Annotated in this window: 10 protein-coding genes; 4 read left to right on the plus strand and 6 right to left on the minus strand. The window is 37.5% G+C overall.

All coding sequences use genetic code 11. The annotated features are described in order from the left end of the window. Positions 1–93: 93 nt before the first annotated feature. The 6 genes from HDE70_RS05325 to HDE70_RS05350 form a co-directional block, all read right to left on the minus strand. Entirely contained in the window at positions 94–885 is a 792-nt protein-coding gene (locus HDE70_RS05325; RefSeq protein ID WP_183888491.1) for a Fic family protein, read from the minus strand. Positions 886–1,281: 396 nt separating this feature from the next. Next, the gene (locus tag HDE70_RS05330; protein WP_183888493.1) at positions 1,282–3,138 is read right to left on the minus strand and encodes a peptidase M61; all 1,857 of its coding nucleotides are present in this window, start codon (positions 3,136–3,138) and stop codon (positions 1,282–1,284) included. Positions 3,139–3,221: 83 nt separating this feature from the next. Next, positions 3,222–3,608: an STM3941 family protein gene (locus HDE70_RS05335; protein WP_317617412.1), complete on the minus strand. Its 387-nt coding sequence runs from the start codon at positions 3,606–3,608 to the stop codon at positions 3,222–3,224. Further along, positions 3,605–3,742 carry a hypothetical protein gene (locus HDE70_RS05340; RefSeq protein ID WP_183888497.1) on the minus strand — a complete coding sequence of 46 codons (138 nt, stop codon included), beginning with the start codon at positions 3,740–3,742 and terminating at the stop codon, positions 3,605–3,607. The genes HDE70_RS05335 and HDE70_RS05340 overlap by 4 nt, the downstream gene beginning before the upstream one ends. Further along, positions 3,736–4,275 (minus strand): hypothetical protein, encoded by a 540-nt coding sequence (locus HDE70_RS05345; RefSeq protein ID WP_183865646.1) that lies wholly within the window; start codon positions 4,273–4,275, stop codon positions 3,736–3,738. Before HDE70_RS05345 ends, HDE70_RS05340 begins: the two co-directional genes overlap by 7 nt. Before the next feature lie 123 nt (positions 4,276–4,398). Further along, the gene (locus HDE70_RS05350; protein WP_183888499.1) at positions 4,399–4,941 is read right to left on the minus strand and encodes a biliverdin-producing heme oxygenase; all 543 of its coding nucleotides are present in this window, start codon (positions 4,939–4,941) and stop codon (positions 4,399–4,401) included. Positions 4,942–5,117: 176 nt separating this feature from the next. Between HDE70_RS05350 and HDE70_RS05355 the strand changes: the two genes are divergently transcribed. The 4 genes from HDE70_RS05355 to HDE70_RS05370 all read left to right on the plus strand — a co-directional run bounded on the left by HDE70_RS05355 (position 5,118) and on the right by HDE70_RS05370 (position 15,290). Continuing rightward, positions 5,118–6,644 carry a GAF domain-containing protein gene (locus tag HDE70_RS05355; protein WP_183888501.1) on the plus strand — a complete coding sequence of 509 codons (1,527 nt, stop codon included), beginning with the start codon at positions 5,118–5,120 and terminating at the stop codon, positions 6,642–6,644. A 29-nt stretch (positions 6,645–6,673) separates the two neighbouring features. Continuing rightward, positions 6,674–11,506, plus strand: coding sequence for a chemotaxis protein CheB (locus HDE70_RS05360; protein WP_183888510.1), 4,833 nt, complete (start codon positions 6,674–6,676; stop codon positions 11,504–11,506). 3 nt (positions 11,507–11,509) lie between these two features. Then, entirely contained in the window at positions 11,510–12,073 is a 564-nt protein-coding gene (locus tag HDE70_RS05365) for a Crp/Fnr family transcriptional regulator (RefSeq protein ID WP_183888512.1), read from the plus strand. 796 nt (positions 12,074–12,869) lie between these two features. Then, positions 12,870–15,290 (plus strand): TonB-dependent receptor, encoded by a 2,421-nt coding sequence (locus HDE70_RS05370; protein WP_183888514.1) that lies wholly within the window; start codon positions 12,870–12,872, stop codon positions 15,288–15,290. Positions 15,291–15,303 lie beyond the last annotated feature (13 nt).

Genomic DNA, 15,303 nt, shown 5'->3' on the forward strand with positions numbered 1-15,303 from the left:
TTATTTTCTTGTGTTGATAATTAATGGTGTATGTGGAAGGTCAGATAGTAAAATGAATTATTTTGAGTTCAAAATTATTGACCCGGTGAATGATTAAATAATTTTATTTTCTAAATAAGCTGACATTCCATTTGCTAAAAACGTGACAAGAGGGTCGTTTGAACTCTGATCTTCACAAGTCATGATAACATTTATATAACTCATCATATCAACGTTAGACAGGATACGCGCAAAAACAGGAGGGCAGTTATTTTTCATCATAATAGTTCCCATAATAATCCTGCAAACTCTTCCATTCCCATCTGCAAAAGGATGAATATCATTTAAAAATTTGTTATGAAAATATGCAAGTGCTGTAATTAAGTGTGTGTCGTCTTTTGAATTATCAATTGCATTGAATTTACGAGTGAAAAATTCAATATATGAAGACATTATGATCTCCAGATTATAATGTGGATTATACTCCTTGTTTTCGTAAAATGGCTCTCTATAACCAATAACTTGAAAATTACGATAATTTCCCACTAATTCTTTTTTGAAATTACCGTTCCAGGAGAGTTCATTTCCCATTAAATCTCTGTGGATCTCTTTTATGGATTCTTCGGTTAATTCAAAATCTTCGTATCTCTCAATGATATTTTGCAGAACCTCCTTGTGATTATTTATCTCAAAAAGGCTAATCAGATTCTCTTTTTCAACAAATTCATCATTTAAAAATTTGATGGTATCACCATACTCTAATCCTGGATCTTCGATTTTAGAAGAATAAAACGCAAAGTCGTTAATTAAACTGTTTTTGAAAGATTCAGACCATTTTTCTTTAGGGAATTTATTTTGAAAACCTGATAAGGCTTCGTTAAATCTTTGCAAATAAGGTTTCAGCATAGAAATTAATCTTTATCTCTAGCAAACAGTGTGCGAATCCATATTTTGATATCAGAGGGGTAAGCAAATAATTTGTTCTTCTCCCTGACAAGAGTCTTACCAAAAAAGAATGAGTTGAATTCTGTTTTAAATGAAGCAGGAATCTCTTCGACAGGCACTAACTCTTCCAATGTGGAAAGACGTTTGAGTGTAGAAATATCTGATCTGCTAATTAACATTATGATCGAATTAATTTAGATATAAATGTACATAAAAAAATGTACATGCAGTGCTTTCAACTTAGAAGGAATTGACTTTCAAACTAAAACAGGCAGGCATTTTTTATACCTGCCTGTTTTAATTATTGTGCTTAATTGTCGTTATTGAATTGATTTTACCAGAGTTGAGCGGTGTAAACTAGTTTGAACTAGTATCCAGCCATGCTCTTCTTAATTCTTTCTGCGCAGCTGTCAGTTCAGGAAATTCTTTCAATACATTGTATTTCTTTTCTTCCCGGACTTCAACAGGCTGGCTTAAAGTAACCTGATTGGCTTTTCCAGTTGCATCTTTTCTGGAAACTACGATGGTCAGCTGATCACCCACTTTTAGGTTTTCACGTAAATTATTCAGGAACTCGTTGACTTCAGAAGCATCAGGTAAGTTTTTTCCATTAATGCTCACCAACTCATCACCTTTCTGATAGCCCATTCTTTTACCGAAATCATTCATTCCGTTGATATCGGCAACAAAAAAGTTTTTACCATTATAACCTACGCCCATTTTACCCAGGTCAGCTTTTTTAATGGTTATAACCGGTTCAAAACCTACACCTATACTAGCGAAAATCTCTTTGTAAGGTAGTTTCTCAGATCCGGAAACATATTTATTCAGGAACTCACCGATTTCAGGATAAGTCAGTTTAGTAATGGTTGCAAACAGCTCATCATCATTAAAAGATTTTGTTTTACCATAGGTTTTTGATAAGTCGGCCATCAGATTCTGCGTACCGTATTTTCCATTTGATAACTGTCTGAGTTTAATGTCAAGACACAGCCCAATCAGGGCTCCCTTTTCGTAAACGTTTCCATACTGACTTTCGTAAGTGTCTAATACACCTTTAGACATTTTAGTGAATGCTAATGTATCATTATAACGCATCGCATTATCTAATTTGTCATTCTGAACTTTCAGGTATTGTTTGAAGTCTATCAATCCATACTTTACCTGCATATGATGAGCGGCATATTCTGTAAGTCCTTCGTACATCCATAAATGTGCAGACATTTTAGGATGATCGTAATCAAACTCTCCAACTTCATGGCTATGAATACTAAGTGGGGTTACAATATGAAAGAATTCATGAGATCCTGCATTTTTAATATTCTCGGCAAGTTTTGCCGGAGTAAAGTTTTCCGGAAGAAAATACAATGATGAATAAGAGTGTTCCAATGCGCCATAACTTCTTATTTTTGTATTGTCTGTTAAAGCGATTATAAAAGCATATTTATCAACAGGTAATTTTCCACCAAGATATGCCTTTTGAGCTTCTAATGTAGGTTTAAGCCCCTTTGCAAGATCTGCTGAGGTCGCTTTATGATTAGGTGAATAAAGAGAAACCAGGATTTCGGCGCCTCCGATATTTAAAGAAGTTGTATCCGGTTTATTATACATCATAGGCGCATCTGCCAGACTGTAATAATCAGGGACATTATATTTATCTGTAGTCGCATTCACATGATCCGCTGTCAGAGAAGTTGAACCATAAAAGTCTGCTGGTTTAGTGATGGTGATCTCGAAAGGAATACTTTTCTGATCATCAAAATAACCAAAGAACCCAAAATTATTAATCACGAATAATTTGTCCTTATCAATATTCGTTCCTGCGGGCTGAAATATTTCTGCTCCTTTAATTTCCGGGCTGTCCCAGCTGTCATCTACCAGGTAAGTAACTTTTGTAAGTTTATCTGCATCAGAGATTTTCCAGGAGTTTGAGTCTGTCCGGTCAGTTTTTAATGGGTTCCCTTTTTGATCAAAGGCTTTCAGGTTTGAAATATAACGTCCGTAATCGGCAATTGCATAAGTGCCGGGAACCATTTTGGGAAGATGAAAAACAGTTTCACTGCCTTTTAACTTTGGCGTAAGCAGCGTTACCTGAAGCTTATCATCGGTCACGTTGTTTAAATTGAGGCTATATTGGTAGTTAGAGCCACTTTTCTGTGCAAAAGCTGACCCAGCCGTTACCAGAAGAAGAAATTGAATAAAATACCTTTTCATTGATTGTCTTTGTGCTATTTAAGGGATGCGGATTAATTGGTGTTCCTTCCATAAGAGTAACTAAACCGGAATTAGTTACAGCGTCAGAGTGATGACGCTGTTTTTTTATAAGCATTGACCTGATCGAAAAGTTCTTCGGCGTTTATATCCAGAACTGAAGCAGTCATGTAAATGTGCAAATCCTGATCTTTATCCAGGGCCATTGAACTCAATTTTTTGCGGATCTTTGCCGAATACGGCTCAGAATTATTAATAATCAAAGCAACCAGTGTGTCCCCTCCAACTTTGTGAAGCTGTATATCATTAATATCCTCCCATAAAATTAAACCAGCGGCTTTACTAACCGCAGTAACCTTCGCCGTGATTCCTTCTGGGGCCAGTACAATTAAAGGAGACTTGTCTGTCAAGGAGATCAGCGTTTTAATAATAATGATGGCTAATATTACACTGGCTATGGAAGAAAAAGCTATTCTTTGGCAATGACCCTGTCAGAAATCAGCCCACTGCTATAAAGCAGGATCAGCAGCATGAGCACTAATACGCCTGATAGTATCAATAATAAGTTAACCGATTTCTTTCTGTTTCTGTAAAATTCCACTACCATTTGACGTTCAGGTTATTTTCTTCTGCGAATGCTTTACCGTTTTCTAATAAAACAGCGTATTTCTTCTCAAATTCGGTATTGTATTTTTCTTCAATCGCCTTAATTAACTTATCTTTTTGTTCCTGTGAACCTTTTGCATCACATACTTTAGCATAGGCAGTATATTCATTTTTATAAACAGGCAGTACGTATTCGTACAATGCGATAGCCTGGTCCTGGATTACTTTTCTTTCACCGCTTGCGCTTAATGCTTTGATGTCCTTCAGGGATTTTTCTATGTAGAGTATTTGATTTTTAACATAGGTAACGGCTTCATCACCTTTTTTCTTTGAAGAAGGGATATCCGGATATTCGATGGTCTGCCCATTGATTTCTTTCGCCATTGAAAGGGTCGCAAACCTGGAGATGAAATTCGTGTTTAAGACCGCAATACCAAAAAATTTGTCTGCGGTTTCAGTACAGGATTGTAGAAATAAAACAAGGGTGGCGGCAACAGCTAATTTGGCAGCGGAATGTTTAAGAATGTTTGTCATTAAATTATTGATTGGTTAAATTTATTTTCCCCCTTCAATAATCAGGCCGGTCATCACTGTAAGTCCTGTAAGAATCCTGCTTTCTCAGGATAAAAATCTATCGCCTGAGAAAGCAGGACTATATTAAAATACTTTTGCGAAACAATTGAATGTTTCATTCGCGACTTCAACCGCTCTGTTTTCATCGTCTTCATTTTTGCCAGTCTGATCTAAAGCCTGTACAAATTTCCCCCACATGCTGCCGGTTTCTTCACCGTAGCCTGAAAAGAAAGAAACTCCTTTAGTAACCCCGCCTTTAGCAAGCATTTGTACAATGATCTTTCCACCCATAATAGAGCCTTCCATTACATATAAGGCCGCCATTGCGTCCAATGCATTTTTGATTTCAGGTACTTCAATCCCTGTTGCTGCGGTAGCATCCCCACCCAGCTCTATAATGTCCTGTTTAATATAGGCAGAGTTCCTTCTCTGAGAAAAATCTGAAAGAATTTCTGTTGTAATATAAGGTGTTATCACATTTTCAAGTGCACTGAAATAGTCATTGAAATTTTTAAGAAGTGCTATATAATCTTCGTCACTGCGAATCGCTTTAAGTTTTAAAATAACTTCTTTTTCCAGTTTTTGATGTGCAGGCATGGTAGCCTCTTTGATTATTGAACTGATCATAATGGTCTGTGTATGGCGGCTAAAATAGTAATTATTATACGGACAGTTTACAATTGAAACTTTAAAAATTCTAAATCAAAATCCGGAATTGGTATATTATTTGGTGAAGAAAAAAAACACACATAAAATACTTTACCTTGCTGAAGGTGTAATTAACCTCTGATTTTTAATTCAAGATGACCGATAAAAAAAACTTTGATTCTGACTTCTGCGGAAGTTTACCCTTACACCATATCAACTCTATACAAGACTACGGTTATTTATTAATTGTTGACAAAAAGCTGAATATTATACAGTTAAGTGAGAATGTGGCTCAGTTGACGGGTAAACGGAATGAAGAGCTGATCAATAGTCCGCTGGCAGATTTTATCCGGCAGCAAGATCTTCTTAAAATAGAAGAACTATTAAAAAAAGGCCTGGCCAAAAGAATACCTCTTTATCTTCAGTTTCGTGAACAACAAGGGACAAATTTGTTTCTTGCCTTGTTACATGTTGAAGCAGATTATATCATTATTGAACTTGAAAAACAGGAAGAAAGCCGAAACAGAAGTTTCGCTGATGTCTATCAGGAAATAAAATATATCAGTACAGCTATTGATCAGGCTGATAATGTACAAGAAGTTTGTAATATTGCTATTCATGAACTGCGTAAATTAGCCGGATTCGATGGGATTTTAATGTACCAGTTTGATAGTGACTGGAATGGAACTGTGATTGCGGAAGAAAAAGATGAACGTTTGGATCGTTATCTCGGACAAACTTTCCCTGCTTCTGATGTACCTAAACAGGCCAGGCAAATGTATTTGAAAAATCCTTACCGGTTAATATCTAACCGGGATTATGAAGCGATCAGGTTATACCCTGTAATCAACCCGGTCACCAATGCTTTTATTGATCTTTCTGATTGTAACCTGAGAGGGGTTGCGAAAGTTCATCTGGAATATATGAAAAACATGCATGTGAAAGCTTCTATGTCAATCAGGGTAATTTACAATGAGACTTTATGGGGTTTGATCTCTTGCCATCACCTGGAACCAAAATATCTGGGTTATGAATTATGCTCTATATTTGAATGGCTTTCTGAAGTGATCTCTACTAAAATTTCATTGATCATTAACAAACAGGATTACAGAAATATTAAACAAATTCAGGAAAAGCGTGTTGCATTAGCTGATCAGATTTATGCCCATGAAGATATTGCTGCTGGTCTTTTAAAGGATGATTCCAGTGATATACTTCAATTGTTTAATGCTTCGGGAGTTTTCATCAGCATAAATGGCAGATCAGAAACAAAAGGGAATATTCCTGATAAAACTGATTTATATAATTTAATGCAGTGGCTGGAAAGTAGAAATTTAAATACAGTATATTCAACGAATTCATTGTCTGATGTATACGAGGACGCTGCGGAATATTCAGCTGTAGTAAGTGGCCTACTCTTTATACCAATAGATCAGACTACAGGCGATTTTCTGGTCTGTTTCAGACCAGAGGCTATCAGAAATATTGATTGGGGAGGTGATCCTAACCAGGCGATCAATTTCACTGAGGATGGTAAAAAATATCATCCCAGAACTTCATTTGAGTTATGGAAACAAACGGTTGAGCGGCAGGCTTTACCATGGACTAAAAATGAACTGGAGGTTGCGGAATCTTTAAGGAGCTTCCTGTTCGAATTTACAATTAAACAAGCACAACAATAGAAAAGCAAAAAATACAAAAGAAGACCGATATGCGGGATCAGCAAGAGCACAGTTATTCAAAAGAAGATGCACAATATATTGTCGCCATAGGCGCCTCTGCGGGTGGATTGGAGGCAATACATGAGTTTTTTGATAACATGCCTCAAAGTTCAGATTTTGCATTTGTTGTAATTCAGCACCTCTCTTCAGACCATAAGAGTTTATTAGTAGAATTAGTCTCCAAGCATACGCAAATGCAGGTGATTGAGGCGGCCCATAATATGCTGATACAGCAGGGCTTTGTCTATATTATTCCCAATAATAAATTGATGACGGTGAGTAAAGGCCGTTTAAAACTTGCTGATAAATCAAAAATCAAAGCGCCTAATATGGCGGTTGATGTGTTCCTGCACACGCTGGCAAAAGACAAAAAAGAAAGGGCTATCGCTATTATTCTTTCGGGTACGGGCACTGACGGCACTAAAGGAGTTCAAAGTATCAAAGAAAATGGCGGAATGGTGCTGATTCAGGACCCGGTAACAGCCAAGTTTGATGGCATGCCTAATAGTGCGATCTCACTGGGAGAGGCAGATTATATTCTCTCTCCCGCAAAAATGTTCCAGGAATTGCTCAATCACGTCAATGAAGATCCATTAGAGGTACTTGATCATAACAATGTCGATGAAGGTATGCTGGACACCATTTTTAAAATGGTGCATGAGCAGAGTGGGAATAATTTTAATTTGTATAAAACACCCACAATCATCAGACGTATTGGGCGCCGGATGAATGAGAATGGTCTCCATACAGTGGAAAGTTATATCCGGTTTTTAAAAGATAATATCAATGAGGTTAAAATACTTGGTCAGGATTTCTTAATCGGGGTCACTAAGTTTTTCAGAGATAAAGATCATTTTGAGTTTTTGGAGAAAACTATATTACCGGATATTATCAGCAATAAGAAAGATAAGGAGATTTTAAAGGTTTGGGTTTGTGCTTGCAGTACTGGTCAGGAGGCTTATACGATTGCCATTCTGATTAACGAATGTCTGGAACGGGCTGGGAAAACTTTGGAAGTGAAGGTTTTTGCTACAGATATTGATCAGAAAAGTATTGAAATAGCTTCAAAAAATAAGTATCCTGAAAATATAAGAAAAGAGGTTCCGGCTGCACTGTTTAAAAAGTATTTCATTCAGGAAGGTGATTTTTATAGTGTGAGCCCCGTGATCAGAAAACAGCTTGTTTTTGTGAAACATGATGTAATCAAATCACCACCTTTTATTAAAAATGACCTGGTGAGCTGCCGGAATATGCTGATTTATATGAATAAGACGCTTCAGGAAAAAGTGCTTTCTACTTTGCATTTTTCACTCAATAAGGGCGGATATTTATTTCTGGGTTCCAGTGAAACTGCACATGTTTTAAAGGGGGGGATTTCTGAAAGTGCAGAGAAATGGAAAATTTATCAGAAATCAGGAGCGATCAATTATTCTTCGTTTAATACTTATAATACTTCCGGAAGGTTACTGACCTCGGAAGATAAAACAGGGAAAAATATACCTGAACCGGCTCAGACTCCAATAGAAAAACGCTTCAATAAATTTATTATCGATGAGCTGGGTTATGCAGGTGTGTTTATTGATAAGGGATATATTATCAAAGAAGTTATCGGGAATTATAAGAACTTTTTATCCTTACCAGATCAGAAGATAGAATTGAACATTCTGAAAATGGTCCCTAAAGAAATAGCCGTTGTTCTGAATACTGCTTTAAGAAAAGTATGGAAAGAAAATACTGCTGTCCATTTAAATAAGCTGCGGATTAACAGGAATGAAAATCCATCACTGCTCAACATAGCTATTCAACCACCTGATGAGGCTGGCTACACGATGCTTACTTTTACAGCGCATGCAGCTGACGCGGTTCCTGATAAAGATGATTCCAATAGTTCTCCACTGTCTTCAGTGCAGTACGACGAGTATGTGTTTGAACTCGAAGCAGAGCTGAATGAGAGCAGAAGTAATCTTCAGCTGGCTATGGAAGAAATGGAGACGACCAATGAAGAACTCCAGTCTACCAATGAAGAATTGCTTTCGGCGAATGAGGAATTACAATCGGGGAATGAAGAATTACAATCCTTAAACGAAGAGCTTTATACGCTGAATACAGAACACCAGGTAAAGATTAAAGAGCTTGTTGAGTTGAATGACGACCTCGATAATTATTTCAGGAGTACGGATATTGGCCAGGTGTTTCTGGACTCAAACCTTTACATCCGTAAATTTAATGCAGCTGCTATTCATATTATCAATATGATTGAAGCAGATATAGGCCGTTCTTTTGTGCAGATTTCTACTAATCTGATTGCGGAGAACCTGATTACAGATGTAAGTTCAGTTTTGTCGGGCGGGCCGGTCATTGAAAAAGAAGTGACACTTAAAAATGGCAAAAGAAGTTTGATGCGGATCATGCCCTATATCCGTAAGGATAAAAAGAGGGATGGGGCTGTAATCACTTTTGTAGATATTACACATATTACGGAGCTGAATAATATTATTTCCGGTGTTTTTAATGCGAGTTTAAATGGTATCCTCGCCTTTACAGCTGTTCGGAATAAAGAGGGGATTATTGTTGATTTTAAATGTACATCATTCAATGATTCAGCTTTAAAACTGCTTCAAAAAGATAAGATTGAACTGGAGAGTGCACTGCTGGTCAAACAGCTTCCTGAATTAATACAGGGAAGTTTGTTTACTAAATATATAAACCTCGTAGAAAAGGGGAAAAATATAGAAACCGAATTTCAGGATGCAGCTGGCAGCTGGTATAAAATTGTCGCTGTAAAAATGTCAGATGGTTTTGTGGCTACGCTGTCTGATATTACGGATCAGAAGGCTGCCGAAGACAGGCTGAAGAAGAATTATAATGAACTGATCATTGCCAGGGAGAGTTTAAAAAGCCTGAATACTGAACTGGAAATCAAAGTTGCAGAACGTACAAGGGAATTGTCTGAGAGTGAAGAACGGTTTAACCAGGTCTCCAGGGCAACCAATGATACGATCTGGGATTGGAGCCTTGTTCAGAATACGATGTGGAGGAGCGATAATTTTAACTCCATGTTCGGGTATGAATCTACGGGGGAGAGCAGCAATATCGGGTTCTGGTTTGAAAAAATACATCCGGAAGACAGAAAGGTTGTGCAGGATAGCGTTTATGAGGCTATTAACACGAATAAAAAACAATGGTCTGCACAATATAGGGTAAGAAAGATTGATGGAAGTTATGCTGTCATTCTGGATCGCGGATCAATTATGCACGATGATTTTGATACGCCTTACCGGATGGTCGGGTCAATGGTTGATGTGACCAAATTAATTGAAACTGAAGCAAAACTGACTTCCAGCGAAGAGAAATTTGAAAAAGTATTTCATTCGAACATGATTGGAATGATGTTTTCAAATATTGATACCGGGTTGATCGCGGATGCGAATGATGTATTTCTGCGGATGATTGGTTATGGTAAGGAAGATCTGACTGACGGACTGGACTGGACTAAAATTACGCCTCCTGAATATAACCAGGTTACTGAAGAGGCGATGTCAAGGTTGAGGACCGAAGGAGTTTGCCCGCCTTATGAAAAAGAATACATCTGTAAAGATGGAAGCCGGATTTTTGTGATGATTGGTTCGGCCCTGTTAGGCAAGGATGCCGAGACAGTTACTTATATTATTGATATTACAGAGCAGAAGATAGCGGAACAAAAAAGAGCAGAGCTTCAGCTTCAGGTTAAGAATCAGCAGGAAGAATTTTACAGGATCTTCAAAAATGCGCCGGCATTAATTACGATCCGCAGGGGTAAAGACCTGGTTTATGAATTTACAAACAATAAGTTTAACGAGTTTGTAGGCGCAGAAGACTTTATTGGGCAGGCTTCGGCTGTTGCGCATCCTAAATATGTTGGCTCACCAATAGCTGAAATTGAACAGCAGGTACTAAGGACCGGGGAGACCTATATTGCCAAATCTTTTAATATCAAATATAAACATCCAGGTTATGGGGTGGCTGAACATTGGTTTGATTTTACTTTTATACCTGTTTACACAGCTAATGGCCTGGTAGATGGAATTGCATTCTTTGGTTTTGATGTAACAGATTTGCTTAAAGCGCAGCAGACCACCAAAGAACTGATGCATAAAAAAGATGAATTCATGAGTATTGCAAGTCATGAATTGAAAACTCCGATTACCAGTATCAAAGGGTTCTTACAGCTGGCGCTAAGGTTTGCAGAGAAAACTCAGCAGAATAATCAGATGCTGACGTTGATTGGCAAGGCAGAGAAACAGATTGGCAATTTAACCTCACTGGTTAATGATCTGCTGGATGTAACCAAGATACAAGCGGGAAAAATGCAGTTTAATTATAAGCATTTTAATATCAAGAGTACTTTAGAAGAGTGTATTGATGATATCAGGCATACCGAAGATTATGAAATTATTATTGACCATATTGATGATATCCAGGTTTATGGAGATCAGCATAGAATAGAGCAGGTCGTTAACAATTTCTTGTCCAATGCGATTAAATATTCTCCAAAACGCAGAACTGCAAGAGTATACACAGAATTGATTGGAGATGATTTAAAGTTAACAGTTAAAGATTTCGGAATTGGCATACCTCAGGATAAAATTGAGAATGTATTTGATCGTTTTTTCAGGGTTGATGCGGTTTCTGCTATGTTTTCGGGCTTAGGATTGGGACTATATATCTGTGCAGAGATTATCAGAAGACATGGTGGGCAGATCGGTGTTGACAGTGTTGAAAATGAAGGTTCTGAATTTTGGTTCCAGATACCGGTAAAAGGGGCGGAGAAGAAGAATGAGTAACAAATGACAGCGCTTGAAAAACATATTATAGCCTATTTTGGTAAGGTTGAGGGAGATGATTTGAAAAAAATCAGTTCATTGTTCAAGCCTTCAACTCTGAAAAAAGGGGATTACTTTCTATCGGCAGGTAAGTCTGCCGATAAATTGAGTTTCGTACAATCCGGTCTGTTAAGGATTTTTGCTGTTACGCCTGAGAAAGAGGTAACGCAGTGGATTTCTACAAAGGGGTACTTTATAACCGATCTGGCAGGGTTTATTTTTGATGTTCCTGCGCGCTGGAATATACAGGCATTAACCGAAGTGGTATTGTATACAATCAGCAGAGCTGATTATAACCGGATAGGGAAAATAGTCCCCAAATGGCGGGAGCTGGAAAAGTTATTTATTACCCGTTGTTTTACTACTTTGGAAGACCGGGTTTTTGCGCATCTCTCGATGACGGCAGAAGAGCGGTACAATTTATTTTTTGAGCAGAATAAGGAACTTTTTAACCAGGTTCCTTTACAATATATTGCTTCTATGTTAGGGATGACGCCCGAAACATTTAGCCGGATACGTAAAAAGTAACTTTTGTAAGTGCCAGACTTTTATTAAAACTATATATTCGTTGTTAAATTTCAGATCAGCCTTACAGTAATAAGACTGATCATTGAAATTCTTTGAGCTGAAAAAATCAGCTTAGATGCAGAGGAAGGAATCGAACCTTCTGGTGCTGCCATCATTCAGCCCCCTGCTTTTGAGAGTAGCACTTGTACTTCGGGTGCAAAGATAAGCGTCATATTAAGGATTTATAGAGGTGGAGTATGATTTAACAAAAGCTTAATACTTACATTTTGCACTTCACCAGGCAATGAAAAATAATAAAACGATTAAACTGCTGATTAATAGCTGTTTTTTCTCTTTTTTTATACTAGCGAAAAGTATATTTCTTATCCATATATGGAATTGTATTATCAAATGATTTTGACCTCCGCTTTATAATTATCTCAATTTTTCTTAGCTAAAAGTTATTAATAGTGAGTGATGCACGTAGAAAATTATGTGCTTTTAAGGTTTTAGCCTGAGATTCGCATTCAGGCTTTATATTGTAAAGCGAGTTTTTGGTTGCTTTTTGCAGGCTTTTCAATGAGCTATTGCTTGTTTTTGGCTATAAACTGAAAATTATAAACAGTAACTTTACTGATACTTTAGCGTGATGACTTCTTTGTTAACAGGTCTTTGTCTGGGCGCATGTGTTTGACTGTTAGTGAATTATTATCCTTAATTAATCTAAATAATTATTCTTTTTGATTGAAATGTTCTAATATTGCAGATAATTAAGACTGAATCTTAACAAGAGAAGTCAATGCCTAAAATATTAATAATGATTTCAACACCGGTACTGTTCAAGGGTAGGTTTCTCCCTTGTGTTTTACGTTTTTTATTAGTTACCCTGCTAATAGCAAATAGTTTAAATTCAACCGCACAAAATACCAATGGAACAATTTCAGGTCAGGTGCTTAACAATGAAAGTCAGCCTGTACCGGGCGCTTCAGTTTCCTTAAAAGGTGTACCGGGCAAAAAGCAATCTGACGAATCTGGTCATTTCCAGTTAACTGCACCAGCAGGAAATTATGAACTGAATATATCTTTTGTAGGCTATGGTAAGAAAAAGCTTAAAGTAACGATCAATGCCGGGGCGAACACCTTAATTGATAACCTGGTCCTGTCAGATCTCAACGAGATGAAAGAAGTTAGTGTTGTTGGGAAAACAGAGGTGAAAAAGGCAAAAGAAAAGGCCTTTAGCTTAAATGTGATTGACACTAAACAATTGTATAACACCTCTGCTGATTTAAACCAGGTGATGAACAGAACTTCTGGTGTACGCATCCGGGAAGATGGCGGAGTAGGTTCCAACTTCAATTTTTCTTTAAACGGCTTTTCCGGTAAACAGGTAAAATTCTTTCTGGATGGTATTCCGATTGATAATTTAGGATCTTCTTTAACGCTGAACAATTTTCCTGTAAATATGGCCGAGAGGATTGAGGTTTATAAAGGCGTAACCCCGATTAGTCTTGGTGGTGATGCACTGGGAGGAGCAGTTAATATTGTGACCAGGAGTAATCCTAATTATATCGATGCTTCTTATGGCTTTGGTTCATTTAATACGCATAGACCATCCTTTAACGCAGCTTATACAAATGCTAAAACCGGATTTACTGTGCGCACGAATATGTTTTATAACTATTCGGATAATGATTATAAAGTAGATGTGCAGCCAATTGATCTGATCACCGGACAAAGAGGGGCATATCAGCGGGTTAAACGTTTCCATGATAAATATGAGTCCGGAACAGCGCAGGTTGAAGTGGGCGTTACAGGTAAAAAATATGCAGATAAATTGTTGTTTGGTGTAATTGCTTCGGGTAATGAAAAAGATATACAAACAGGTGTGACCATGGAGCAGGTATTTGGTGCGCGTACAACCAGATCATCCTCGGTAATCCCTACTTTAAAGTATAAAAAAACTGATCTTCTTATCAAAGGATTAGATCTGAGTATTTATGGTGCTTATAATATGTCTCAAAATAGATTTATAGATACCACCAGGCTAAAATATAATTGGTTACAGCAAACCATCCCTACTACATCTGCCGAGCTAATCAGGACGCAGCTTAAAAATAAAGACAATGAAGGTTTGGCCACAGCCAACCTGGCTTATAAAATCAATGCACATCAGGCAGTTTCTTATAACTATGTATTAACTGATTTTAAAAGGAAATCAAGTGATGCGGAAAACCCGGACAACCCGGTGTTTTTATACCCTCAAAAATTAGCTAAACAGGTTATGGGACTGGCATGGCAAACTGATTACGAAGGCTTTACGGCAACATTATTTACCAAATTATATCTACTGAACGCTAAATCATTTGAACAGCAAACCACAAAGGAAGGGGTAACGAGCTATCAGCAATCATCGCTGAGTACCAGTAATTTGGGATATGGTGCTGCTGCTGCTTATTTCATCCTGACTGGTTTACAAGCGAAAGCCTCTTTTGAGCATACTTTCAGATTGCCTGAGGCGACAGAATTACTAGGAGACGGCTTATATGTGAGAAGAAATTCTGCACTTAAGCCAGAAAGCAGTAACAACCTTAACTTAGGCGCTTTATATAAACTGCCGCTGCAAGGTGATCATAAAGTTGGAATAGAAGGTAACTTTATCTATAGAAAATCGCAGAATTTTATCCGCCTTGATCAGGCACAAGCAGCACCTATTGACAGGCAATATATCAATGTTGGTGATGTACTGACCACTGGTGTAGAGGGAGAAGTAAAGTACACCTGGAAAGATAAGATTTTTGTGAGTGCGAATATGACTTATCAGAATATCGTTGATAAGCAAAAGACGATTACGACCACTAATTTTACAGGCACCAATACTTCTGCAAACTTTTATTATAACAGCCGCCTGCCTAATATGCCTTTCCTTTTTGGGAACGCAGATATCGGAACGGTATTCAAACAGGTTGGTGCTGCTGAGAATTCTTTAAGTATCAGCTATAGCCTGAATTATGTACAAAAATACTTTTTGACTTCTACGGCTTTGGGTGCTGACAACCAGGATATTATTCCTCAGCAGTTCTCTCATAACCTGATGGCTGGCTATTCGATAAAGAATGGAAAGTATAACATCGCTTTGGAAGGAAGAAATCTGGCAGACAACAGGTTATTTGATAACTATTTGCTGCAAAAGCCGGGACGTTCTTTCTTTATCAAACTCAGATATTTTATCAGTAAATAATCCGCAAACAAAA

Source organism: Pedobacter cryoconitis, from assembly GCF_014200595.1.
GTDB lineage: Bacteria > Bacteroidota > Bacteroidia > Sphingobacteriales > Sphingobacteriaceae > Pedobacter > Pedobacter cryoconitis_C.